Origin of the sequence: Roseburia sp. MSJ-14 (genome assembly GCF_018918225.1) — a bacterium.
GTDB lineage: Bacteria > Bacillota > Clostridia > Lachnospirales > Lachnospiraceae > Petralouisia.
The window spans coordinates 249476-275197 of the sequence record NZ_JAHLQD010000005.1; the positions used below are offsets into that span (position 1 = coordinate 249476).

Annotated in this window: 25 protein-coding genes; 1 reads left to right on the forward strand and 24 read right to left on the reverse strand. The window is 36.6% G+C overall.

Going from position 1 to position 25722, the window contains the following annotated elements; all coding sequences use genetic code 11:
- Positions 1-4: 4 nt before the first annotated feature.
- The 16 genes from KQI83_RS01625 to KQI83_RS01700 form a co-directional block, all read right to left on the reverse strand.
- Entirely contained in the window at positions 5-577 is a 573-nt protein-coding gene (locus KQI83_RS01625; protein WP_216554172.1) for a hypothetical protein, read from the reverse strand.
- Entirely contained in the window at positions 577-1254 is a 678-nt protein-coding gene (locus tag KQI83_RS01630; protein WP_216554174.1) for a hypothetical protein, read from the reverse strand. The genes KQI83_RS01625 and KQI83_RS01630 overlap by 1 nt, the downstream gene beginning before the upstream one ends.
- Positions 1255-1270: 16 nt before the next feature.
- Positions 1271-1936: a hypothetical protein gene (locus tag KQI83_RS01635; RefSeq protein ID WP_216554176.1), complete on the reverse strand. Its 666-nt coding sequence runs from the start codon at positions 1934-1936 to the stop codon at positions 1271-1273.
- A 16-nt stretch (positions 1937-1952) separates the two neighbouring features.
- Positions 1953-2618 carry a hypothetical protein gene (locus KQI83_RS01640; protein WP_216554178.1) on the reverse strand — a complete coding sequence of 222 codons (666 nt, stop codon included), beginning with the start codon at positions 2616-2618 and terminating at the stop codon, positions 1953-1955.
- Positions 2608-3453 (reverse strand): hypothetical protein, encoded by an 846-nt coding sequence (locus tag KQI83_RS01645; protein ID WP_216554180.1) that lies wholly within the window; start codon positions 3451-3453, stop codon positions 2608-2610. Before KQI83_RS01645 ends, KQI83_RS01640 begins: the two co-directional genes overlap by 11 nt.
- A 67-nt stretch (positions 3454-3520) precedes the next feature.
- A complete protein-coding gene (locus tag KQI83_RS01650) occupies positions 3521-3913 on the reverse strand; it encodes a hypothetical protein (RefSeq protein WP_216554182.1) in 393 nt (130 codons plus the stop codon).
- Positions 3910-4302: a hypothetical protein gene (locus KQI83_RS01655; protein WP_216554184.1), complete on the reverse strand. Its 393-nt coding sequence runs from the start codon at positions 4300-4302 to the stop codon at positions 3910-3912. The genes KQI83_RS01650 and KQI83_RS01655 overlap by 4 nt, the downstream gene beginning before the upstream one ends.
- 18 nt (positions 4303-4320) lie before the next feature.
- Positions 4321-4614, reverse strand: a complete 294-nt coding sequence (locus tag KQI83_RS01660) for a TIGR04197 family type VII secretion effector (protein WP_216554186.1) — start codon at positions 4612-4614, stop codon at positions 4321-4323.
- Between the two features lie 95 nt (positions 4615-4709).
- Positions 4710-5492 (reverse strand): ZIP family metal transporter, encoded by a 783-nt coding sequence (locus KQI83_RS01665; protein WP_253295452.1) that lies wholly within the window; start codon positions 5490-5492, stop codon positions 4710-4712.
- A 181-nt stretch (positions 5493-5673) separates the two neighbouring features.
- Positions 5674-6783, reverse strand: a complete 1110-nt coding sequence (locus tag KQI83_RS01670) for a glycoside hydrolase family 53 protein (protein ID WP_216554188.1) — start codon at positions 6781-6783, stop codon at positions 5674-5676.
- A gap of 60 nt (positions 6784-6843) precedes the next feature.
- On the reverse strand, positions 6844-7062 hold the full coding sequence (locus KQI83_RS01675; RefSeq protein WP_216554189.1) for a hypothetical protein: 219 nt from the start codon (positions 7060-7062) through the stop codon (positions 6844-6846).
- Positions 7035-8867, reverse strand: coding sequence for a hypothetical protein (locus KQI83_RS01680; RefSeq protein WP_216554192.1), 1833 nt, complete (start codon positions 8865-8867; stop codon positions 7035-7037). The genes KQI83_RS01675 and KQI83_RS01680 overlap by 28 nt, the downstream gene beginning before the upstream one ends.
- 392 nt (positions 8868-9259) lie before the next feature.
- Positions 9260-9691: a transcriptional repressor gene (locus KQI83_RS01685; RefSeq protein WP_216554194.1), complete on the reverse strand. Its 432-nt coding sequence runs from the start codon at positions 9689-9691 to the stop codon at positions 9260-9262.
- 1 nt (position 9692) lies between these two features.
- Positions 9693-11840 carry a ferrous iron transport protein B gene (gene feoB / locus KQI83_RS01690; protein ID WP_216554196.1) on the reverse strand — a complete coding sequence of 716 codons (2148 nt, stop codon included), beginning with the start codon at positions 11838-11840 and terminating at the stop codon, positions 9693-9695.
- A gap of 98 nt (positions 11841-11938) precedes the next feature.
- Positions 11939-12157 (reverse strand): FeoA family protein, encoded by a 219-nt coding sequence (locus KQI83_RS01695; protein ID WP_216554198.1) that lies wholly within the window; start codon positions 12155-12157, stop codon positions 11939-11941.
- A gap of 15 nt (positions 12158-12172) precedes the next feature.
- Positions 12173-12385, reverse strand: a complete 213-nt coding sequence (locus tag KQI83_RS01700; RefSeq protein ID WP_216554200.1) for a FeoA family protein — start codon at positions 12383-12385, stop codon at positions 12173-12175.
- Positions 12386-12574: 189 nt separating this feature from the next.
- Here KQI83_RS01700 and KQI83_RS01705 point away from each other — a divergent pair, with 189 nt between their 5' ends.
- Positions 12575-12946 (forward strand): metal-dependent transcriptional regulator, encoded by a 372-nt coding sequence (locus KQI83_RS01705; protein WP_216554202.1) that lies wholly within the window; start codon positions 12575-12577, stop codon positions 12944-12946.
- 102 nt (positions 12947-13048) lie between these two features.
- On the opposite strand, the gene KQI83_RS01710 is transcribed toward KQI83_RS01705, so the two are convergent.
- The 8 genes from KQI83_RS01710 to KQI83_RS01745 all read right to left on the reverse strand — a co-directional run bounded on the left by KQI83_RS01710 (position 13049) and on the right by KQI83_RS01745 (position 25720).
- On the reverse strand, positions 13049-15199 hold the full coding sequence (locus KQI83_RS01710; RefSeq protein WP_216554204.1) for a YhgE/Pip domain-containing protein: 2151 nt from the start codon (positions 15197-15199) through the stop codon (positions 13049-13051).
- Positions 15183-15578, reverse strand: a complete 396-nt coding sequence (locus tag KQI83_RS01715; RefSeq protein ID WP_216554206.1) for a hypothetical protein — start codon at positions 15576-15578, stop codon at positions 15183-15185. Before KQI83_RS01715 ends, KQI83_RS01710 begins: the two co-directional genes overlap by 17 nt.
- Before the next feature lie 13 nt (positions 15579-15591).
- Positions 15592-17817, reverse strand: a complete 2226-nt coding sequence (locus KQI83_RS01720; RefSeq protein ID WP_216554208.1) for a YhgE/Pip domain-containing protein — start codon at positions 17815-17817, stop codon at positions 15592-15594.
- Between the two features lie 277 nt (positions 17818-18094).
- Positions 18095-20716, reverse strand: coding sequence for a translation factor GTPase family protein (locus KQI83_RS01725; RefSeq protein ID WP_216554210.1), 2622 nt, complete (start codon positions 20714-20716; stop codon positions 18095-18097).
- Positions 20717-20815: 99 nt separating this feature from the next.
- Complete coding sequence (gene ptsP, locus KQI83_RS01730; protein WP_216554212.1) at positions 20816-22438, reverse strand: phosphoenolpyruvate--protein phosphotransferase; 1623 nt, start codon at positions 22436-22438, stop codon at positions 20816-20818.
- A 14-nt stretch (positions 22439-22452) separates the two neighbouring features.
- A complete protein-coding gene (locus KQI83_RS01735) occupies positions 22453-22710 on the reverse strand; it encodes an HPr family phosphocarrier protein (RefSeq protein ID WP_216554214.1) in 258 nt (85 codons plus the stop codon).
- Between the two features lie 25 nt (positions 22711-22735).
- On the reverse strand, positions 22736-23572 hold the full coding sequence (locus KQI83_RS01740; RefSeq protein ID WP_216554216.1) for a PRD domain-containing protein: 837 nt from the start codon (positions 23570-23572) through the stop codon (positions 22736-22738).
- A 21-nt stretch (positions 23573-23593) separates the two neighbouring features.
- The gene (locus KQI83_RS01745) at positions 23594-25720 is read right to left on the reverse strand and encodes a PTS transporter subunit IIABC (RefSeq protein ID WP_216554218.1); all 2127 of its coding nucleotides are present in this window, start codon (positions 25718-25720) and stop codon (positions 23594-23596) included.
- Between the last annotated feature and the right edge of the window lie 2 nt (positions 25721-25722).

Consider the following 25722-nt stretch of genomic DNA (forward strand, 5'->3'; position numbering starts at 1 on the left):
TACTTTATTCCTTAATCTTTAGCCTCGTTATCAATAATCCACCTGTTATACTGCAAATATTTACAATTCGTAACGTCTCTTTTATTTTAAAATATGAAGTCGTGTAATTACTCATTAATAATATATCCATCATGCTTCCTGTACCATTCATTGCGCTTTCATATACTTGTTCTAACATCTTTATGTTAGAATAAAAATCTAATACAGTTAATATTCCTCCCACTCCAATAGAGGCTATAATAATTCTTTTTACCCATACAGGTAACTCTTTCCATCCATACAGTATTTCTGTTTCATTTGGTATAAATGCCTCGTAAATACCTATCGCAATTAAAACATAGGTAATGTTCACAATCACCCATACTACACCGGCATATATCGCTGTATATGTATCACTCTCATTGGAAACATAATCAAAAAAATATTGCAACATTGGTTCTAATCCCAGCAAAATAATAAAACATTTTACTATCTTCCAATATTTCACTTTATTGTTTTCCCTTTTATACATTAATATCACCGTGAAAACTGTATACAAAATCAATAGTATGATTTCTCTTTTTATAAAATAATTCATTACTTTTTCTCTCCTCTACTCTCCTCTGGGCTTTGGGTTAATCTCCTCATGAACCACCAAAATACAATATAAAATATTACATAAAACCATACGTTTATATCCAAAATTTTTCCACCAACATAATAATTTAAGCGCCACACTTCTTCTTTACTACTATAAATTTGTATTATTTTGTAATATTCACACAAATAACGTCCTGTAACTACCATATAACTGCATAATATGATAATTATAATAATTAGTGGTACTTTAACTTTCTTAATATTAAAACAAATTTTTCTTTGAGCTATAAACTTAAACAATATACTAATTAATAGTATCCCAAAAATAATTGTAGTTATCTGAACAATATAGGCAATTTTAATAACATCTTCTGACTTTGCACTCCATTTTCCCACCCCTAAATCTATACATCCTTTTATGAGGGTGCTTATTCCTCCAAATATAATGGCATAGACCCCATGTTTCCATTTTATTTTCTCTAAAGCCACCCACTTCTGTAGTGCAATATATAATATTGTATTATAAACCAGCCACATTATAAAAGCTTTGATACTCGCTCCTTCAAACACATCCAAAGAAATATATGGCATACTTCCTAAAAATCTATATGTAAAAATTCCATGCATTATAGTCATGATAATTATACAACTATACTCTTTATACTTACTACTCATATTTACTTCCTATCTTTTATAACTCGTTTTCTTCTTTTGTTAACCTCCTCATAAACCACCAAAATACAATATAAAATATTACATAAAACCATACGTTTATATCTAAAATCTTCATGCCAAAATAATGATCTAAACTACAAATTTCTACTTCTGTTCTATTATACTCTTTTGTTTCTATTTGAATTTTGTACAAATAACTGCCTATCACTGCAACATAACCAACCAATATGGCACTAACTGTACAAAATGGTGCTCTAACACTTTTTTTCGAAAAACTAACCCTTCTTTTGGCAACAACCAAAAACAAAAACACTATTAATAGGATTCCAAAAACAAAATTAGTAATCTGATCTGTAACTACTATTTTTATTACACTTGCGGATAAACCTCTGGATTTTTCTACTACTAAATCAAACCCTTCCTTGATAATTGCTACTATTATTCCAAACCCACAAGTTCTTATACAACATCTTACTGTTATATTATTTTGCCTTACCCACTTTTGTGTAATCAGATATAAGGTAATTCCATAAATTACCCACATAAAAAACGCACTAACTGTAACTTTGCTTAATATACCAAAAGCTATATATGGCATCCCGCCTAAAAACTCATATGTAAAAATCCCCTGCAATATAGTCATGATAATTATACAGACATATTCTTTACATTTATTACTCATATTTACTTCCTATCTCTTATAACTCATTTTCTTCTTTTGTTAATCTCCTCATAAACCACCAAAACAACAGGAAAAATATTATATAAAACCATACATTTCCATCTAAAATCTTCCTGCCAAAATGATAATCTAAGTTAAACCTTTCCTGCTCATTTGCACTAAATGCTTTTATTGCCTGCTGATTCTGCCATAAATAGTTTCCAACAAACGCACCATAAGATACTACCCATATAACTAACAAGCATAATGGTACTTTTACATTTTTTATATTAAAGTGAACTTTTTTCTTTCCAATAATAAAAAGCAAAACACAGGTTAATAAAACAAAAAATATAACCGTTGTTGCTTCATCTAAACATGCACCCGCTATAACACTTTGTAAATATTCATACAATTCCCCTATTCCATAATCTATACTTCCCTTTAAAAATGCACTTACCACTCCAAATACAATCGATAATGCACATTGTTTTTTTATATTATCTTTTTCTATAATCCACACTTGAGTAATAAGATACAAACACATGCCATAAATTACCCACAGTAAAAAAGCCCCTACACTAATTTCATCAAATATTCCAAATGATATATATGGCATTTTCCCAAGTGCACAATATGTATAAATTCCATGTATTAGTGTAATTATTACCAAGCTAACATACTCTTTCTCTTTATTTTCCATTATCATATTCCTCCCATGCTTGTTCTAAAATTTTTTTCATCTCATCATCTGCTACCACTGAGTTAGACAACATATCTGTAAATTCAAGTATTTCTTTTGCATTATAACCTGTAAATTTCTGACATGTAGAAATATACGCTGTATCTCCTGCGTATATTAATGGTGTATATAGCAATTCTCCATCTTCTGAATAAGACAAATACCCGTTTATATCTGTTTCTCTATGACGTTCGTCTAATGTCCCTGTAATTGTATAAGTATCATTTTTATCTGGAACATCTTTACCGGTAATCATTTTATACATCCCTATGGCATAGTCAGATGCATACTTGTTTCCAAGCACTCCTTTAGAATCTCTATAGGTATTTACTGGCATACCATAATCTATTTCCTGCATTCTTAAACGTGTTTGAGAATCTCCTACCATAATGGTTGCCTTTCGTTGATTTCCGCTTGATTCAAAAAATACTTTTATCTCCATATGTTCTAATGACGACACAAAAAAACTTTCTATCCCCATGATTATATGCAAAGCTACCGCTGTTGTAACATTTTTATCCTTACCTGATACCTCTGCTCTTTGTAATCTATGTTTACCATTATGATCAAATAATTCTTCTTTAGGTATATCTTCTAAATTTATCCCCAATATTCCTGCTGCCCAATCAAATTCCGTTTTCGTTAATGTCATTTGTCCATCTTTTTTCCAAGTTCCCTGATAGCTCATTTCGTCTTTGGGAACATCTATAATATAGACTTTTCCTTGATACAATAATGCTTTGTAATCTTCTGAAATAAAAACTTTTTCATTTCCCATTGTAGTTTTTAAATTCATGATATCTTTATAACTCTTGATTTATTACTTCCATTGCCATATAATGTGCTACCTTTGTCATATATTGCTAACGAATTAACATAGATTGTTCTTTTTGAGCTTTTTTTCTGTATTTCTCAGCTTTTTCTCCATTTATCTTTCTTTCCGATAAAGCACCCTCCTTTTCCGATAAGATAAAGTTACCATCTATTTCACTTCCGATTGACATCAACTTTAAATATCTAAAATCTGCTATATCCGCTTCGTTCGCCAACTTCATTGCATGTAACACTGCCACATAATCCAACATTTGCTGTTTCGCTGCTTCAAACGCCTTTCCAGCCAGTGTATGTTCCGTAATAAATTCCATTATTTTTTCTTCTATAATACCGTTTGCTCTATTATCTTCTTCCAGATTATTTATAGCTGCATCACACTGTGCACGCATATCTTCTGGATTAAAATAAGAATTCTCATTCATATCCCCTTCTCCTTTGCATAACTATTTTCTTTCCCTTTCTTTTTATTAGATATTTCTTGAAATAATTTTTCTCTATCTGTTTCGAAATCATGTTTTCTTTTTCTAATCTCTTTTCGAAATTCATCGTCAAAACTTATTTTTTCCCTTCGAAACCTGCCTAACCTGTCTTGCTTTTCATAAAGTAACTGCTGAATAGTCGTATTACTTGATGGACATTTTTCTTGCGCCCTTGCAATCTTCATCTGGGCTCGAGTAATTTCTCCATCTTCCTCTTCTTCCTGCTGTAAAACACGTTTGACCTTATACTCAAAGGCTTCTTGCTCCGCTTCCAATTGTTTCATTTTACGTTGCAAATCTTCCATATTTACTTTTGTATTTCGTTCTTCCATCCCTTTACTCCCTACTTTTTATTTATTTTTTCCAAATCGAGTTTCCCACAATTCACTAAGCATTTCATCATACTGTTGAAACATTATTCCAACGCTTCTCAGTTTCGACATTTCTTGTTTGATACTATTTCCAAAGTTCTGTTTCACACTTTGACACCTTGCATATGCCTCTTGTCCCTTAGCATTGGCTGTAATTGTAGTTCTATTATCTGATGGATTTAATGCAACTGGTTCAAAACATTTGGTTGCGCCTGAAATGGCTTTGACATTTGCTTCGACTACTACTTGACTTGTTTTTATCTCTTTCGACATATCTTCTCTCCTTATCATTATTTTCCCATCGCCCAGTATTTTATCAGTTCCACTGTATCATGTCAACCCACAGAAGAATTCCCAAATGGGAATTCTTATCCAAGTGCCACGTCCAATATCATCATTATAAGAAACCCTAAGGCAAATCCTATGGTTCCAATGTTAGAATGTTCCCCTTCTGATGCCTCCGGAAGCAATTCTTCCACCACCACATAAATCATTGCTCCTGCTGCAAAGGATAACAAATACGGTAAAAGTGGCACTACCAATCCGGTAAGTAAAATGGTTATCACTGCACCTATAGGCTCTACTACTCCGGATGCTACTCCGTAAAAAAATGCTTTTGCTTTACTTCCTCCTTCACTTCGCAACGGTAAGGAAATAATGGCTCCTTCCGGAAAGTTCTGAATTGCGATTCCAATTGCTAATGCAAATGCACCTGTTACAGCAATCTGTCCTTCTCCACTTAATAATCCTGCAAATACCACACCTACTGCCATTCCCTCCGGAATATTATGAAGTGTAACAGCTAGTACCAGCATGGTTGTTTTTTTTAGGTTTGTCACCGGACCTTCCGGTTTTTCTGCATTCATATGTAAATGCGGAATAACCCTGTCCATTCCAAGCAAAAAGACAATACCCAGCGCAAATCCTACCGCTGCCGGAACAAATGCCAGTCTTCCCATTTCTTCTGACATATCAATAGCCGGAATCAGTAATGACCATACCGAAGCTGCAACCATTACTCCTGACGCAAATCCTAATAATGATTTTTGTACCAATGGTTTTATTTCATTTTTCAAAAAGAATACACACGCCGCACCTATTGTTGTTCCCAAAAAGGGAATTGCTAATCCAATTACAATATTTATATTCATACTTTTCCACCTGCCTAACTCATTCTATTTTTAATATATGTGCCACAACTAAAGTTTGTGAAACTTTTGACACTATTATATAGTTTATCATATCCTTTCTTAAAGAAAAAGAGAAACAGACCGTTCCACTCAATACCTAATGGTCTATTTCTCTCATTTATTTTATATTCCAATCTTTCTTCTACTCTTTAAAATCCCGAATCACTTCTAAAGCTGGAAGTGCATTGCCTTCATAATCAAATAATGCCTGATTTGCCCATTCATTTCCACAGGGTCCCTTATCTTTCATGTATTCCAAGGACGCTTCCGTTGCCCAGCCGGAACCTTTTACCGGAATCCACGCAGGCTCCCAATAATAAAATCCACAACCTTTGTTCTCCGGTATCTCCTTCAAACGCTTCATAATATCCAACATAAAATCACTTTGTCCCTGCTTCGTCATTGGATATTCTATCTGTTCTACCAAAGAAGGCTTCGTTGCCATCCCTTTTCGTTCTTTTTCCCCTAGTCCTTCATAAGCTGCATAATCTTCCATAGTGTATCCCATAGATACTTCTGCAATTATTAAGTCTTTTCCATAACGTTTTGCAATATCTTTCATATTATTGCTGAGACTGTCTAAACTACCATGCCAGAACGGATAATAAGATAAACCTATCACATCAAAGTCTTCTCCCCGTTTACAATAGTTATCAAACCATCTTCGATACAGTTCATTATTTCCTCCATTATCCAGATGAATCATAATGGGCATTTGTGGTGTTACTGCCTTTACTCCTCGAATTCCACTGCTCACAAAGCGAGCCAGATTATCATAATTCGGTATTTCTCCCTCCGGCCACAACATACCATTAGAAAGCTCATTTCCTACCTGAACCATAGTAGGGATTGCTTCTGCCTGTTCTAATGCCTTCATTACCTCTACTGTATAGTCATATACTGCCTGTTCTAATTCTTCTACCGAATAATTCTTCCATGCTTTGGGCTTTATCTGTTTTCCCGGATCTGCCCAAAAATCACTGTAATGAATATCCAATAAAAAATCCAAACCTTTCTTTCGCACCTTTTGTGCCATTTTTATTGTAGTAGATAGGTCATTGGTTCCTGCACCATAGGGTTCTCCTGTTTCTGAATAAGGATTATGCCAAAGGCGCAATCGTACTGCATTGATACCATAATCCATCAGAATATCCAACACATCCTTTTCCATCCCATGGTCATAGTATTTTGCGCCCAGTCTTTCTAATTCTTCCATTGTGGACAAATCCACACCCTTAATAAATTTATCCATATTTTTTCTCCTTTTTTACCGGAAAAGGGCTGTTTAAAAACAGCCCCTACTCTTTCCTGATTAGTCAAAATCAAATTTATCAAACCGTTTCATCATTGCACCATAACGGAAACGTACCATTTCATTTTTCTCTAAAACATCTTCTTCTGTTCCACGATACTGACACCGAATACAATAATATTCTTTCTTGTCTTTGTCATAAAACATATCAATGTCCAAATCTCTCATAAAACAGGATGGACAACGATAATTTAATTTGCCTTTTCCAGATTGAGCCATGTCGCAAATACCTCCTTATCCGAAACTTTTTTCTTATATCCTAAGGTAAACATTGGGGAGAATGCATATCCTTCCTTAATATATCCCTCTGCATCACTTGATGAAGTAAGAGATACTTTTGTCTGAATTGCCGGAATCACTGCACTTACTGCTTTTGCCCCTTCCAAGCTTTCCTCTCTGCATTTGTATGCATAAGAAATTGTCTTTGTTTCGTTTCCTTCACATGCTAATGTAATTCCTGTCATATCCTCCGGATATTCTGTTGTTCCATAGCATGCCACCATGTATTCGTTTAATTCTACTTCAGCATTTGGATTACTCATTTCAAGAATGGTACGTTCCATTTTAATATTAGATGCACCCTCTTCAAAATAAATCTTTGTCTGAAGTTTTACTGTTAAATCTGCAAATTCAATATCTACCGGATTCAATGTTAAAATACGGGTATTTCCTTCTTGTGAAAAATGTGCCTTGGTACGGCATAAGCATAAGTCTACTTCTTCTCCATTATGTGTAAGTTTTGCACTTCGTACTGTTCCTTCTCCTGCATAATGTGTAAAGTAACCTGCACGATATTTTTCCTGAATCAAAAATGGATAAGATGCATCCTGTACATGAGGAGTTCCTATTCCAACCGGCCATTCCAACTTTGCTGCATAAGGACGAAGGTCTACAATTGCTCCACCCTGATCCATATTTACACATGCTCTCATATATGGGTCTGTATACCAGAATACCTGCTTATCCGAACCGTAAAGAATATCTCTCCAAAGAGCACATTCCGGTTCTTTGTAACTCTTTTTCTGGCGATAATAATCTGCGAACTCAGTCATTGTCATATCTACCAGTTTGCCCTCTTTTTTCAACTTTCCATAATATGCACAACCATCAGAATAAGATTTCTCCAACAGTTCATAAGGAGCCTCCCAGCGTCCCATCTTATTCATCCAGCCCGGTCCTACAAACATCATATTATATGCATATCCATTATTGTATTTTTCCAAGGAGCGATACTGGTCAATTAAATTATATAAGTATGGATATTCCCAGGTCTTGGAATCATAAATCATACCACGAAGTACATTCTGTGGGTGTGTTCCGAAATTGGAACCGTTCCCATCATAACATGCTAACAGGTCACGAGAAAGATGTGGAATAGCTACTATTCCAGAGTCTTCACTTTCGTCTGCTGCCGGCGCATGTGTGTTTTGTTTGGAAGGAATCCACGGAGCCCATGGGCCGCCATCAAACAAAGTATACCAGGAATTGTTACAGGTATGATATGCCTTGGGACCTTCTTCCCAACAAGTTGCAACTGCACATTTTACAGATGGATATTTTTCCTTAATATAATTAGTCAAATCTGCATCCATATAATAGGAACCAGTAGACTCAGGATAGAATCCAAAACGTTCATGGAATTTTTCAAATACATCGTCTACAATGGACTTCTTATCTTCCATAGAAAACATCCAAATACAGAAATCTTTTGTTTTATACTTTTCACGAAATTCTTTGCAAGGCAGTCCTAATAAAGATAATGCAATTTCATCACCATATTTCTCATGGTCTGCTTTTGCTAATTCTACTGCCTCATCATTAAATAAGCTTGCATATGTCATCTGAATGGTAGTTTTTAATCCATTCTGATGTGCCAGTCTCTGCTGTGTCTTAAAAATGTCCAGCGACTCTGTCAATAATGCCTTTCTTCCGATATCTTCTTCCTTTCCATGTCCAGTTACTTTTTCTGCATACTCTGGAACCATTTCCGGACGATGAATAATGTTTACCACAAATTTATCCATGTTTTCTCTCCTTTTTTCTTCGTGTCCCGTTGTTCACCGTTGCGCAATCGGTTGTTCTATGGTTTGAGTATATCAGTTTCATTTTATGTTGTCAACGTGCATTTTTTATATATGTTTTATATATTTTTTGTGTATTTTTCACATACGTTTTTGCTGTTTAGTTGCGCAATCGGTTGCTCTGCATAATAAAGAGTTTGTTTATCGGACTCTTTCGCGCCCGAGCGGTGTCATTTATGACTAATTTCAGCTCCGCGAGGTATGCTTCCTTAGCGGAGCGTTTTTTATGCAATAGGACGCAATTTCCTATTGCATAAAAAAAGTGTAGATACAGAAAGCTTTACGCCTTCCATATCTACACTTTAATTATAACATTATGTGGATTTTTGAAATACTTAACACGTTTTTTCATCACAGTCACAACCGGTGATTGTAACTGATTCGATTCCCTGGTTTTTCAGATATCCGCAAGCACTTAAGCCTCTACGGATTACCTCATTCCATTCTTTTGCAGAAAGATTATAGCTGCTGTCATCATCCAGAACTACAGTGCAGGCATTTTGTAAAAGACAGTTTGGAGAATATGCTACTTTATACATATTCTTTCTATTGATAGCACCAATCTCTTCCAGCATATTTACCATGCGGTATACTGTGGCTGCTCCAATACCTTCGTCTTTCTTTGATGCCTTGTAAAAAATTTCCTTACAGCAGTTACAGTCTTCCTCCAATATGATGTCCAAAATCAAACGCCGCTGTCTGGTAATTCTGCATCCATTCTCTTTTAACTTTTCCAGTATCATTTCTTTCTGCATTTGTGTTTTCATATTATTTTGCTCCCACCATACCTTTTACTTTCAATGTGCTGCTTTCTTTGTAAGGACGGAACAACATGTAGATAAATCCTACAATAAGAACAATTGCTACTACTGTTCCTATTCCAAATACACCTGTTGTAATCCATGTTCCAACCTGATAGATACACATAGAAACAATATATGCTAAAATACACTGATATCCGATTGCAAACCAGAACCATTTTGCATTATTCATTTCTCTCTTAATTGCTCCCATTGCTGCGAAGCAAGGTGCGCATAACAAGTTAAATACTAAGAAGGAGTAAGCAGCTACTGCTGTCATGCTTCCTGCAAGCTGTCCCCAAATTTCTGCTCCGTCTTCTGCAACTTCTCCGAATCCAAAGAGGATACCAAAAGTACCTACTACATTTTCTTTTGCGATCAATCCGGTTACGGCTGCAACTGCCATCTTCCAATCTCCCCAACCAAGTGGTGCGAAAATCGGTGCAATAACATTTCCGATAGATGCTAAAATACTTTCGTTTAACTGATCTTCTTCTAACATTCCGAAGGAACCGTCTACCCAACCGAATCCCTGTAAGAACCAAAGTATAACAGTTGATAATAAAATGATTGTTCCTGCTTTTTTAATAAAGGACCATCCTCGCTCCCACATACTTCTTAATACGTTTCCTACTGTTGGCATATGATATGCCGGAAGTTCCATAACGAATGGTGCTGGGTCTCCAGCAAACATTTTTGTTTTCTTTAAGATAATTCCGGAACAGATAATTGCTGCAATACCTACAAAGTAAGCACTTGGTGCAACCCATGCTGCTCCATCAAATAACGCACCTGCAATCAATGCGATAATTGGTAACTTAGCTCCACATGGAATAAATGTGGTAGTCATGATTGTCATTTTGCGGTCTCTGTCGTTTTCGATTGTACGGCTTGCCATAACTCCCGGAACACCACATCCACTTCCGATTAACATTGGGATGAAGGACTTTCCGGAAAGACCGAACTTACGGAAAATTCTATCCATGATAAATGCGATTCTTGCCATGTATCCACATTCTTCTAATAATGCAAGGAAAATGAACAATACTAACATCTGTGGAACGAATCCAAGTACCGCACCAACACCGGAGATAATACCATCAACAATAAGTCCTGTCAGCCAGTCTGCACATCCGATATTCTCAAAGAAGCTCTGAGCTCCTGGAACAATCCATTCACCAAACAATGTGTCATTTGTCCAGTCTGTAAGTATAGAACCTACAGTTGTTACGGAAACATAATATACAATAAACATTACAACTGCAAAGATTGGTAATGCCAAGAAACGGTTTGTTACAATCTTATCAATCTTATCGGAAATTGTAAGCTTCTCTGTATTCTTTCTTGTATAACAATCTTTAATAATAGAAGAGATGTAAGTATATCTTTCATTTGTGATAATACTTTCTGTATCATCATCCATTTCTTTTTCAATGGTTGAAATCTCTGCTGTTACATCCGGAACATTCTTCATCTGTGTAACAATCTTATCATCTTTTTCTAATAACTTAATTGCAAAGAAACGTTTCTGTTCTTCTGCAACATCTGTTCCAATTTTATCTTCAATAGAAGCTAATACACTTTCTACTTCTGGTGCAAAGCTATGTACAGGTGTTTTTGCTGTCTTATTTTCTGCAAGTTTTACTGCCTTTTCAGCAGCCTCTTTAATACCTGTTCCTTTTAATGCTGAAATTTCTACTACTTCACATCCAAGTTTTTCGCTGAGCTTCTTAATATTAATCTTATCTCCACTCTTTGCAACCAAATCCATCATGTTTACTGCCATGATAACCGGAATTCCCAGTTCCATTAACTGTGTGGATAAATAAAGGTTACGCTCAATATTGGTTCCATCTACGATATTCAAGATGGCATCTGGTCTTTCACCAATGAGGTAGTTTCTTGCCACTACTTCTTCCAAAGTATATGGAGACAAAGAATAAATACCCGGCAAGTCCATGATAACTACATCTTTGTGATTTTTAAGCTTTCCTTCCTTCTTTTCTACCGTAACACCCGGCCAGTTTCCTACAAACTGGTTAGAACCGGTCAGTGCATTAAATAATGTTGTTTTTCCGCAGTTTGGGTTACCTGCTAATGCAATTTTTACTGACATATGAACTCCTATCTGCCTTTTCAGGCTTTTTTCCTTTTGTTTGAATATGTTTGTTTTTTCTTACTACAATTAGCGTATCCTAACCATAGGTCAAAAAATTATTCTACCTCTATCATTTCTGCGTCTGCTTTTCTCAGAGATAATTCATATCCTCTCACAGTAACTTCTACCGGATCTCCCAGAGGTGCTACTTTTCTTACAAACACTTCTACTCCCTTTGTAATCCCCATGTCCATAATCCGGCGTTTTACCGGTCCTTCTCCATTGAGTTTTCTGACTTTCACAGTCTTTCCACATGGAACTTGCTTTAATGTCATGTCTTTTTCCTTCCTTTATATCATTATTTTATTTGCCATATCTTTATTAATGGCAACTCTTGACTCTTTTACATTTACGATCATATTCCCGTCGATTTCAGATACGACAGTGACCAGCCCCCCAATTACAAATCCGAGATTTTCTAAAAATCTTCGTGTCTCCTCTTTTCCGCCAACCTTTTTAATTACATTTGCTTCTCCGGCTTTAGCCATGGTTAAGGGCATCATTCTCATCCTCTTTTCTGTAATTCTTTTTTGATAATGAATCTCATTAACATTTCCGTAAGTTAGTATATTCTAACATTTATTAGTTGTCAATAATTTTATTGATATTTTTTCTCAATTTGCTTTTTTTATTCTTATATGCTATACTATAGTTATTTATAACTAACTTATTATTAGAGAAGGGGCTTTTACATGAAAACAAACGAATCAGCAGAAAATTATTTAGAAACTATTTTAATCTTAAGTCAAAGACTTCCTGTGGTACGTTCCATTGACGTTGCTACCGAACTGGGCTTTAAAAAATCCAGTGTAAGCGTTGCTATGAAACACCTACGCGAAAAGAATCATATCACTGTTTCAGAAGCCGGCTACATTACACTTACGGATGCCGGAAGAGAAATTGCAGAAATGATTTATGAACGTCACAATATCCTTACCAGTATGTTAGTGACTCTTGGTGTAACACCTGAGATTGCTGCGGAAGATGCTTGCCGCATTGAACATGTTATCAGTGCAGAAAGTTTTGCTGCTATCAAGGATCATTTCAACAGCAAAAAGAAATAATTTTAAAATATGTACATATGAAACTATGAAAAAGAAGCAGAGTCATTCACAAAACAACTTATGAATGGCTCTGCCTCTTTTGTTTATACCTACAACAAAGATTTAAATCATTACATCCGATCTTTCTTTGCTATGTTCAATTCTTTCATTCATCTTTCTAAACGGAATAGCAAGCAATAATCCTATCATCAGAGAAATCACCACATAGATTCCCATTACTCCAATATACCGAATATAATCTGCTCCATGCATTCCACCGATACACTCTCGCATTGCATTCATTCCGTATGGGAATGGCAAATACTTATAAGTATATTGATATACCTTTGGAAGTGTCTCAATCGGGAAGGTTCCTCCTGCTCCCGCTACCTGGATTACCATAACTACAACTGCAATCGCCTCTCCCACATTTCCAAATGCTACTGTCAGAGAATAAATAAATATAGTAAATACAAAACTACTTACTGCTGCTGCCAACCAGAACAAAAACGGATGCGGGCACTGTATTTTAATATAGAATATTTCGCCCAACACAGTAATTAACGTCTGTACCTGCCCTACCAAAAAGAAAAAGATATATCTTCCAAAATATTTCTGGTATGGTTTCACATTGGTAATGCCTTCTTCCGGATGTACTTTTACATGTACGATAGCCACCAGAATCAATGCTCCTACCCACAATGCTAATATTGTATAGAATGGTGCCATAGCGGAACCATAATTATCAATCGGGTACATTTGCTCTGTTTGTATGCTTACCGGTGAAGAAATAAAATCTGCTAACTGCTTTGGATCTGTCTTTAACATATCTACCAGTTCCTGATACTGGTCATCATTTTCAAACTCTTTTAGATTGGTGATAATGGTACCTATATTTGCTATCACTTCATCTGTTTTTTCTTTTGATTCCTGTAAGCCTTCTGTTCCTCCCTGTAAAACATTTTCGTATTCTGCCAAAACATCTTCTACTTCACTAAAATCGCCATCCATACTTCCCAATAGAGACTGTACATCTAACAGGGATCCCTGTACCGAATTCATAGTAGAACGAAGTGCCGGTCTTACCGAATACTCAAAACTGTCTTTTAATGCCTTTAATTGATTTTGACAAGATGTTATCTCCTGTATCAGACTATCCTTTAAAGCATCTGTTGTATTGGAGACTTCCTGCTGACTATTGGATAACTGATTTAAATCTGCTTCAATTTTATCTAAACTCTGGTTGATTTCATCTATTTTCGGCTGTGTAGTCTCATCCGCCCATCCGGACACTGCATTGTTAAACAGCTGCCTGATATATGGCAATGCCGTCTGCATTCCTGTAATGGTACTATTCCCAATACTGGTATTTCCGGATATTTGATTACTGATAGCACCCAAATCTGTCTGCACTGTATTTTTCAAATCTTCCAATGCATTATCCACCAATTCAAAGCTATAAGAAACCATATCCAATAAAGACTCTGAACTTCCGGCATTATTGAGTGCTGCATCCTGAATACTGTTAATTGTATTTTTTCCATTGTTTACCATGTCATTCAAGTTTGGCAATACTGCCTGACTTGTTGCCATGATATTCGACGCAGAATTAGTAATGCCAATAAAGGAAGCTAACAGATTGGAATATAATTGCAAATTTCCCTGCAATTCTGTTAACTTGTCTGTAACTGTATTAAAAATTCCACTGTTACCATCTTCCTGTCCGGAAAGTACATTACTTACCTCCATGACTCCTTCTGCCAATGTACTAACAAACGTGCTATTTACCTGTTCTTGCACTGCGGTTTTTGCTTTTCCTGTAATTTTAGGTGCAATTGCATTTTTCTTTTCATTTTCATAGTATGTAATTTCCGGATGCTTAATATCTCCGCCTAAAAAACTTATCATATCCTCTGTAAAGTCTTTTGGTACTACAAGTGCTGCATAATAGTCACCATTGTTAACGCCGTTAACCGCCTCGTCTTCTGTATCCGTAAAAACCCATCCAATGGTATTATTGCTTTTTAAGGCTTCAATTACTGTATCACCTACATTCAATTCCATACCAGAAATGGTGCTGCCTTCATCTAAAGATACTACTGCCACCTTCAAATTGGAAGTGGAATCCGGTCCATATGGGTCCCAGTTGGAAAAAATATTAAACCATGCATATAAGGAAGGAATAATACATAATCCCATAACAATTACAACTGCTACTACATTTTTACTAAGTCTTCTGGCATCTGCAAGAAAAATTTTAATGATGTTCTTCATTTTTTCCCTCCATGCTCTTTTCATCCTCAATCTTTTCTAATACGCCCTGTATCCGATTTTCCAATATCTCATTTCCTATGAGCTGATAATCTTTTATCTCCTGCTCCTGTCCATTTAATTTCGCCATACGCTCCATTAAATTGTAGTCCATATACTCAACGGTAATTAAATATGTAGCCAAAATAAACAATGACACAATCCAAAGAATTAAAAATATTACTTTAGAACTATCTGTCCAAAACAAAAGAGCAAGAAAAATCAATGGGATAATAAGAATGCATTTTAATCCGACCGAAATACGTTTTTGATTTTTCTGATGCATTTGTTCTTCATAATTCATAACCATATCATAGGCTTTTTTATACTTATCATTTTCCATTTTCTTCACTCCTTTACATCATTTTGGTATCTTCCATTCGTTCTTCCACAAAATGATTTAATTTAATAAACGGTTTGCGGATTATCAGACCAATTGCTAAGGATGCTACTGCAAATATCAGCAATTCTCCCATAGATTTCACATAAGTATTTCCATACATTCCTCCAATTGTCTCTCTCATTGCATTTATTGCATATGGGAATGGAAAGAAAATATAAATATTTCGATATACCGCAGGTAATAATTCGATTGGGAATGTTCCGCCGGAACCTGCAATCTGTATTACCATAATCACTACTGCAATTGCTTTTCCAATATCGCCAAAAGAAAGGGTCAGGGCATACACTAATAATGTAAATACAAAACTTGTGACAGATGCAGTTAACCAAAATACACCCTTATCCAATATCTGGCAATGTAATATGTAAATATCTCCAAACACAACGATTGCTGCCTGAATCTGTCCCAATACAAAGAATAGCAAATAGCGTCCAAAGAATAATTGATGCAGTTTTACATTTGGCATATCCTTCGGCTCTGCTTTTACCTTTACAAGGGCTGTCAGAAGCAATGCTCCTACCCACAATGCAAGTACTGTATAAAACGGTGTCATAGCTGAACCATAATTAGCAATTGGGTATACTTCCTTGGTATCAATCTTCACCGGTCCTGAGAAAAACTCTCCGTATGTATCCGGATCTCCCTGCATAAGTTCTATTAATGCTTCTACCCTTTCATCTTCACTTACACTATTTAACTTTTCCGTAATTGCTGTGAGTTTTCCGCTTACTGTCTGTAAAATAGTCTGAATCTGCTCTAAGCTCTGATTCGTTCCGTCTATGGTTGTTACTACGCCATCGAAAATATCACTGGTGCTCTTCAATGTTTCATTGGTACTTTCCAATAACTGTGACACAGTTCCAAGTATTTGTGTTGTACTATCTAAAATTCCATCTACCTGTGGCACCAAACTATTGGTATACATATTTCTCATGTTTGCCACAGAACTTCCACAACTATTCAGTGTTGCTGTAATATCTCCAACCTTTGTACCTACCAGATTTTTCATAATATCACTTCCGGCATCCGGTAAATTACCTACATTAATATCCGGTATGGTTATCTGGTCACCATTAATTCCAAGTTGCTGTAAAATATTTTGAATATCTCCTGCACCATTGGATATAGCTTCTAAAGCATCTAACGCTTCTTGCAGCTGATTCTTTAACTCCTGACTTTCCTGACTGTCATCCGGTAACGTAATATTATTTAAAGTTGCTACCAATTCTGCAATCTGTTTTTGCAATACCAACGTATCCTGGGCGGTTTGTGTCATATCACTTACTACCGCCCCTGTTTTATCTGCCAATTGTGCATTAGTAATATCTGTTGAAATTTTATTTAAAGACGCTTCTATGGTTGTAAGGGATGCATTTACATTCGCACTAAAATCTTTCAAGCTGGTCTTAGTACTGGCAATGTTTCCGTTTACTTTTTGAACTTCACTCATTCCCTTTGTCACTTTATCCTGCAATCCGTCAAGCTTTGACTGAGCTTCTCCTACTGATTCTGTCAATGCCTGGTTTCCATCTAAAATACTGCCAATGGTTGCTTCGTATGCTTTTAAATTTTCATTAATTCCTTCTATTTTTTGAATGAACTCTGTCATCTTATTACTGTTTTCTAATTGACCTGACATTTCATTGGTTTGTTCAAAAACCGTATGGATTACCACTTCGATAAACTTAGAATCAATGCTCTGCTGCAACGTAGATACTGCCGTATCTGTAATTTTCGTTGCAACTGCATTTTTCTTCTGGTTTTCATAATATGTAATACCCGGATTCTCAAATCCTTCTGCAAACATATTATACATTTTATAGGTAAAATCTTTTTCAATGACAACTGCTGCATAGTAATCACCACTTTTTACTCCTTCTATGGCTTCTTCCGCAGTATCAACCATTGTCCATCCTATGGATTTATTACCCTTTAACTCTTTTAACACTTCACTTCCCATATTTTCTTTGGTTCCATCTGAAAGTGTATAGCCTTTATCTTCTGAAAAAGCAGCTATTTTAATGTTTCCCGTATTGGCATATGGGTCCCAATTGGAATAAATATTGAACCAGGCATATAAGGAAGGTAAAAAGCACAATCCAATAATTATAATTAGTGCCAAGAGATTCTTTACCAGTCCCTTTACGTCTGATTTAAAAATAGTTAATATGTTTTTCATGGTTATTACTTTCCTCCTACCATATTACAGTTCCCTATTATATTCTGTGACTATTTTCTCGCAGTGCTCGTTCTCTCATGCGATAATTTAGATAACCTAACTCGCAGTGCACGTTCGAAAAAGCTCCGCTTTTCCTCACTGTACGGCATTCGCCGAACAAAAATCCAGTCTGTCAATTTTGTTTGTAAACAATCAAATTGCCATCCTTAGATTTTTCACTGCTCATTGCTATCGCTCATTATATCATCATATTTCACTGGTTACCACAGACAATCTTCTAGATTTGTAGTCCTTCCAGCAGTTCTTTCATTGGGCGATTTTTTTCTCCCATCTGATTTTCCATATATTGTTGCTTATTTTCTTCTGCTACTCTTTTGATTTCTTCCTTCAATTCTCTAGCCGATATGAGCAAACAATCCTGCCCTCTAATAATAATCTGCTCTAATCCATCTGAGGTTGCCACTGTTACCCGATACTTTCTTCCGTTTTCATGGGCAAACTTTTCAATATATTGATCCGCTGTCTCTGCTTCTGCTGTAAATACTACATGGATATTATGATAATCAGTAACTTCTGCCACATGCCCCTTGACACGGTAAGCGTCAAATACAACGATTAAATTGCACTTACGAATTCCCTGATAATTACATAAAATATCCAAGAGTTTTCCCCTTGCTCCATCTAAATTTTCTTCTGCAAGTTCCGCCAATTCTTCCCAAGCATGAATCACGTTATACCCATCTACCAATAGGTATTCTTCTTCTGACTTCTTTGATTGATATGTTCTGGTTACAGATGCTATTTCTACCGGCATTCGTTTTTTCCCATATCCTGCCTTTCCGGCATTTTTTTCCTTTTTATTTGCTCCATAAGTTCTATCTAAAATAGCATCAATTTCTTCCGTATCAATCCACATATCCTCGGTGTAATCTGTAAATATGGGAACTTCTTGGCTCTGTACTGTTTTTTCCTGTTCCAAGGTATCTTCCAAATGCATATAATTCTTGACTTCATCCCAACTTACCACAAACCCTGCACCATGGGCACAAAATACAGAACCTGTTGGATTTGCCAAATCTGCTTCTGAGTCATATCCCTTTGCTGCAATAACTTCTTCCGCATTATGACAAGGCCCATATCCGAAAATATTACAAAGGATTCTTCCTTCTCCCTTCGTATAAGCAGTCACTTCCTTTTGATAATCCTGAAGTAATGCCACAGGTGCCTTACCGATAAGTACTGCCTGTCCATCCTGAATCTGTGGTGTCTCAAATCTGCCACACATTCGTTCTAAATCAGTCATTGCCCGACCAATACTTCCCTCCGGCACTTCTAACCGAAAGGCATAGTATGGTTCCAGCAATACTGACTGTGCCTGTTTTAAGCCCTGACGAACTGCCCGATAGGTTGCCTGACGAAAATCTCCCCCTTCGGTATGTTTCTGGTGTGCACGCCCTGCTGTCAATGTGATTTTTATATCGGTAATGGGAGCACCTATTAATACTCCCTTATGTTCCTTCTCCTCTAAATGGGTTAAAATCAATCGCTGCCAATTACGACTTAGTAAATCCTCACTACATTCTGTTGCAAACTGTAGCCCACTCCCCGGCTCACCCGGTTCCAGCCTAAGATGCACTTCTGCATAATGCCTTAATGGTTCAAAATGTCCCACACCCTCTACTACGTTTTGTATCGTTTCTTTATATACAATACTTCCTGTTCCAAAAGACACTTCTATTCCAAAACGTTCCTGAATCAGATATTTTAAAATCTCTATCTGAACTTCTCCCATCACCTGTACACGAATTTCTTTCAACTGTTCGTCCCAGACAATGTGAAGCTCCGGTTCCTCCTCTTCTAACAAACGAAGTTTGGGAAGAAATGCCGCCGCATCTATCTCCTCTGGAAGTTCTATCTGATAGGTCAACACTGGTTCTAAAATAGGAGCTGCTTTTTTCGATTCTACTCCGAATCCTTCTCCCGGATGTGTCTGGCTTAATCCTGTAACCGCACAAACAGTTCCCGCCTCTGCCTCTTCTACTGTACTGTATTTTTCCCCGGAATAAATGCGAATCTGATTAATTTTTTCCTGTTGTCCCGGAAGAATGGTTTTTACTTTAAGCGTTCCTCCTGTAATTTTAAGATAGGTCAGACGATTGCCTTGTTCATCCCTTGCAATCTTAAATACACGCGCCCCAAATTCACTATCATATACCGGCTCTTTACTATATGTTTTTATTCCTTCTATAAATTTGTCTATTCCCTGTTCTTTTAACGCAGAACCAAAAAAACACGGAAAAGCCTGCCGTGTCTGTATGAGCTTTTGCATTTCTTCTATTTCAATAGTTCCCTGTTCTAAAAACTGTTCCATTGCCTCTTCACTACACATGGCAAGGCTATCGTAAAAGCTCTCCGATTGTGCTTGAGAAAAGTCTATACAATTTTCTGATAAGCTTTCCTGTAACTCTTTTAACAATAATTGCTTATCGGTTCCTGCCTGATCCATTTTATTGATAAATAAAAAAACTGGTATTTGATATCTTTTTAACAATTGCCACAAAGTTCTGGTATGCCCCTGTACACCATCTGCACCACTCACAACTAAAATAGCATAATCTAACACTTGCAGCGTTCGTTCCATCTCTGCTGAAAAGTCTACATGTCCCGGAGTGTCTAATAAGGTAATCTCCTGCTCTCCAAGTTTTATTTGCGCCTGTTTTGAAAAAATAGTAATTCCTCTTTCACGCTCTAACACATAGTTATCTAAGAAAGCATCCTGATTATCTACTCTTCCCATTTTTCGGATGCTTCCACTATGATAAAGCAATGCTTCTGATAAAGTTGTCTTTCCGGCATCTACATGCGCCATAATCCCAAATACCATTTTTGTATTTTTCATTCTGCTTTTCTTCCTATTTTTCTATGTATTTATCTATATTTTAACATGGAAAGAAGGTCTTTGCCACCCTTCTTGTTGCAAAGACCTTCTTTTTCTCTTCTATTTTCCGCTTTCTGTCTGACGAATAATTTTTCTAATTGGAAGCACAAATCCCGGTGAAACAGATAACTCATCAATTCCCATTTTGATAAATGTTTCTGTGAGTGTGGTATCTGCACCTAACTCTCCGCAAATTCCAACCCAGCAGTTATGAGCATGTCCGTTATCGATTACGGTCTGTATCAGTCTTAAAATTGCCGGATGATGTGCATCATAGAAAGAATCTAATTTTGCATTCTGCCGGTCAATCGCCAAGGTATACTGTGTCAGGTCATTGGTTCCAATGCTGAAAAAGTCTACTTCTTTTGCCAATTCATCACTCATTACTGCTGCCGCAGGAGTTTCAATCATAATTCCCTGCTCTACTTCGTCATATGGAACTCCTTCCTGCTCCAACTCCGCCTTTACTTCTGCCACAATCTCTTTTATTTTCTTTACTTCTGCTACTGAAATAATCATCGGATACATAATGGCAATATTTCCATACTTTGCCGCACGAAGTAATGCTCGCAACTGTGTTTTAAAGATATCCGTCTGTGACAAACAGATACGAATTGCACGATATCCCATTGCCGGATTTTCTTCTTTTTCTAAATGAAAGTAATCTACCTGCTTATCTGCACCAATATCTAAGGTACGAATAATTACTTTCTTACCCGCCATGCGCTCAGCTACTGTTTTATAAGCAAAGAATTGTTCTTCTTCTGTTGGAAAGTGATCCTTTTCTAAATACAAAAATTCACTACGGAACAATCCGATACCTGCTGCATCATTTTTAAGTACCCCTGCCACATCTGATACATTTCCAATGTTTGCATACAACTTAATCTTACGTCCATCCTTCGTAATATCTTCTTTTCCTTTTAGTTCTAACAGCAATTCCCGTTCTTCTAACAATTTCTTCTGTTTTCCCTGCATTTCGTCTAAAACGGCTGGTGTAGGTTCTACATACAAAATACCTGTAAATCCATCTACCACTGCCATTTTGCCATTCCATTCTTTCTGAATCTTGACACCAATCAATGCTGGAATATTCATAGTTCTTGCCAAAATAGCTGTATGAGAATTGGTAGACCCTTGTTCCGTTACAAATGCCAACAATTTTTCCTTATCCATCTGTACCGTTTCACTAGGTGCCAAATCTTCTGCAACCAGAATAATTGGTTCTTCCAAGTCATTGATATCTCCACCATTTCCACAAAGTACAGATACTACCCGGTCTGAAATATCTTTGATATCCGCTGCTCTTGCGCTGAAGTATTCATCCTCCATTTCTGCAAACATGTTAGAAAAATTATCTCCTGTCATGGCTACTGCATATTCTGCATTTACCTGTTGTTGTTCAATCATATTGCGAATAGAATCATTATAATCTTCATCTTCCAACATCATTTCATGCACTTCAAATACTGCTGCATTTACCTCACCAACTTCTTTGCATGCCTTTTCATACAGCTTTCGTAATTGAGCAATTGCAGTTTCTTTCGCCTTTTCATAACGTTCCATTTCCGCTTTCACATCTTCAATCGTGTGGCGTTTTACTTCTGCCTGCTGCTTTTCATAAAACAATATTCTTCCGATTGCAATTCCCTGAAAAATTGATTTGCCACTATATGTTTCCATTGGTTTCCTCCTGCTTATAAATTCTCCTGAAAGAATTTTTCCATCTGTGCAGCCACTTCTTCTTCATTGTCACCTTCTACCGTAACGGTAACTTCGTTTCCACATTTTACTCCTAAACTCATAATTGCCATCAATTTGGTTGCATCTGCACTTTTTCCATTACATGAAATGGTAACTTTTGAATCAAATCCCTTTGCTTCTTTTACTAAAAGTCCTGCTGGTCTTGCATGAATTCCTACTTCGTCTGTAATCTTATATTGAAATGTTTTCATTATTATTTCCTCACTTTCTATTTCACTAACTGTCTATTTCACTGTCACACACTCGCTCTATATGCATGGCTAAATAGCCAATTTCAATTTCCGGTAATTCTATCCGTAAAGCATGAGAAAGATGTCTGCACACAGCATCTGCGATTCGAAAAGAATTTGGAAACTGACTTTCAATATAGTCATTCATATCCAGCTTCAATTCTTCACCTGTCATGCCTCGTGCCGCCATATATTTTATATGATTCATCAAACGATTATAAGAAAGTGTCTGTACGTCAATTTTACTTCCTTTTTCTTCCTCAATCATGGCTATGCACTCACGCACTGCTGCTGCAATCTGCATGGCATTAGACACCTTTTCATCACAAATAGACGAATGCACATGCAATGCAATATATCCTACTTCATCCTTATCAATAGAAACTCCTTCTATCTGCTGTAACAGTGTTTCTGCTAATTCTGCAATCTTGTATTCTTTATAAAATAATACTTGTATATCCTGTGTCAAAGGATTGCTGATTTGCTCTCCTTTTCGTATTCTTTCCACTGCAAAAGCAATGTGATCTGCCATAGGGAAGAGTATGCTCCTGTCAATCTTTCCGAATTCTTCCTCTGCTTTTGTTAAGATTGTATTGGAAATTTCTAAATATACCGGCTCAATATCTCGTACCAGTTCTCTGGCATTTCCACGTTCGGAATCCGACTGAAGAGAATAGATTCTAACATCTTCTCCCGGTTCTATGTGTTCTGCCACTTTTTTCCCAAATCCAATTCCTTTCCCCAAAAGAAGATATTCCTTGGCGCTATTTTCTCTTACTGCTAATAATGCATTATGATTTAATGCCTTGGTAACACGATACATACTCTTTCCTTCCCCTATGATTTATTCATAAATGTCTACAGCAAATAAATCTTCGCCTGCTTTTATTTTTCCTGTTTTTACCATACGAATCTTTTGATTGTCTGATAAATCGGTACACAAAATCGGTGATACTAAGGATGGGGCATGATTCTTGATATATTCTAAATCAATCTTTATCAATGCATCACCCTTTTTTACTTTTGCCCCTTCTTCTACCAGCACTTCAAATCCTTCTCCATTTAACTTTACCGTATCAATTCCAATATGAAGAAGCATTTCCATACCATCTTCTGTTTCTAATCCAATCGCATGTTTTGTCGGGAAAACAAAACTTACTGTAGCATCAACCGGAGCCTTTACTGTATCTTCTGTTGGCTCTACTACTGCTCCGTCTCCCATCATTTTTCCTGCAAATCCTTCATCCGGTGCTGTTTCTAATTCTGCTGCATTTCCATCAAATGGACTGGCAATCATAACAGTCTTTACTACTTTTCCTTCTTTTGCAGAATCCTGACTTTGTTTTTCCTGCTGACCGGAAACAAATGTTTCTATGTTTTCTTCATCCGGTGCTGTTTCTAAATAATCTTCTAAGTCAGACTTAATTACGGTAACCTTTGGCCCATAGATAATCTGTATTCCCTGTCCTTTTCGTATAACACCAGATGCTCCTGTTGATTTGAGCAGTGCTTCGTCTACTTTTGCCGAATCAAATACTGTACAACGTAAACGTGTTGCACAACAATCTACGTCAGAAATATTCTTCTTTCCTCCAAGACCTGCACAAATCATACGAGACAATTGATTTATATTTTCTTTTTCACCGTTTTTCTTAGCTTCTACATCTTTTCTTGTGTAAAGCTTTACATTGTCTCCCTCTTCACGACCAGGTGTTTTGAAGTCAAACTTCTTAATTAAGAAGGAGAACATAAAGTAGTATACTACAAAATAACCAATTCCTACAATCACAATCCATATCCAACTGGTCTTTTTATTGCCCTGTAAAATACCAAACAGGAACATATCAATTAAACCACCGGAGAATGTCATTCCTACTCCTACGTTAAACACATGCATCAACATATATGCAAGACCTGCAAATACACAGTGAATTACATATAATACCGGTGCTACAAATAAAAATGTAAATTCAAGAGGTTCTGTAATACCTGTCAACATAGAAGTCAGGGCTGCCGATAACAGCAAACCTGAAACCGCTTTTCTCTTTTCCGGCTTTGCAGTACGATACATTGCAAGTGCTGCCCCCGGAAGTCCAAATATCATAAGTGGGAACTTACCAGACATAAATCTGGTTGCCTCAACAGAGAAATGTTTTACAGATGGGTCTGCCAACTGTGCAAAGAAAATATTCTGTGCACCTTCTACCATCTGTCCAGCTACCTCCATTGTTCCGCCAACACCGGTCTGCCAGAACGGTAAGTAAAATACATGATGTAATCCAAATGGAATCAATGCACGTTCCATCAATCCATATACCCATGTTCCTGCATAACCGGAAGCTAATACTACATTACCTACACTATAAATACCCTGCTGAATTACCGGCCAGATAAAGAACATACCAATTCCTACAACTACATAAACTAAAGCAGAAATAATAGGAACAAATCTTGTACCGCCAAAGAAGGATAATACCTGTGGCAATTCAATTTTGTAAAAACGATTGTGTAATGCTGCAACACCAAGTCCTACAATAATTCCGCCGAATACACCCATCTGAAGTGAAGTAATACCTACTACATCTGTGGTAGCTCCTTCCAGCATCGCTTCTGCTCCACCATTAATAGTTATCATCGCACTAATAGAAGCATGCATAATAAAGAATGCAATTACCGCTGCTAATGCTGCCACTTCCTTTTCTTTTTTTGCCATACCGATTGCTACTCCCATAGCAAATAAAATCGGCAAGTTCGCAAATATAATATTACCCGCATCACTCATTACGGTAAAAATCATATAAGGAATCGTTCCTGGTCCCATGACTTTTAATAAACCGTACGTTTCCAACATGGTTTCATTGGTAAAAGAGCCACCAACACCAAGTAAAAGTCCTGCCACCGGCAGAATTGCAATCGGAAGCATAAAAGATCTTCCTACTCTTTGAAGAACACCAAAAATCTTGTCTTTCATCT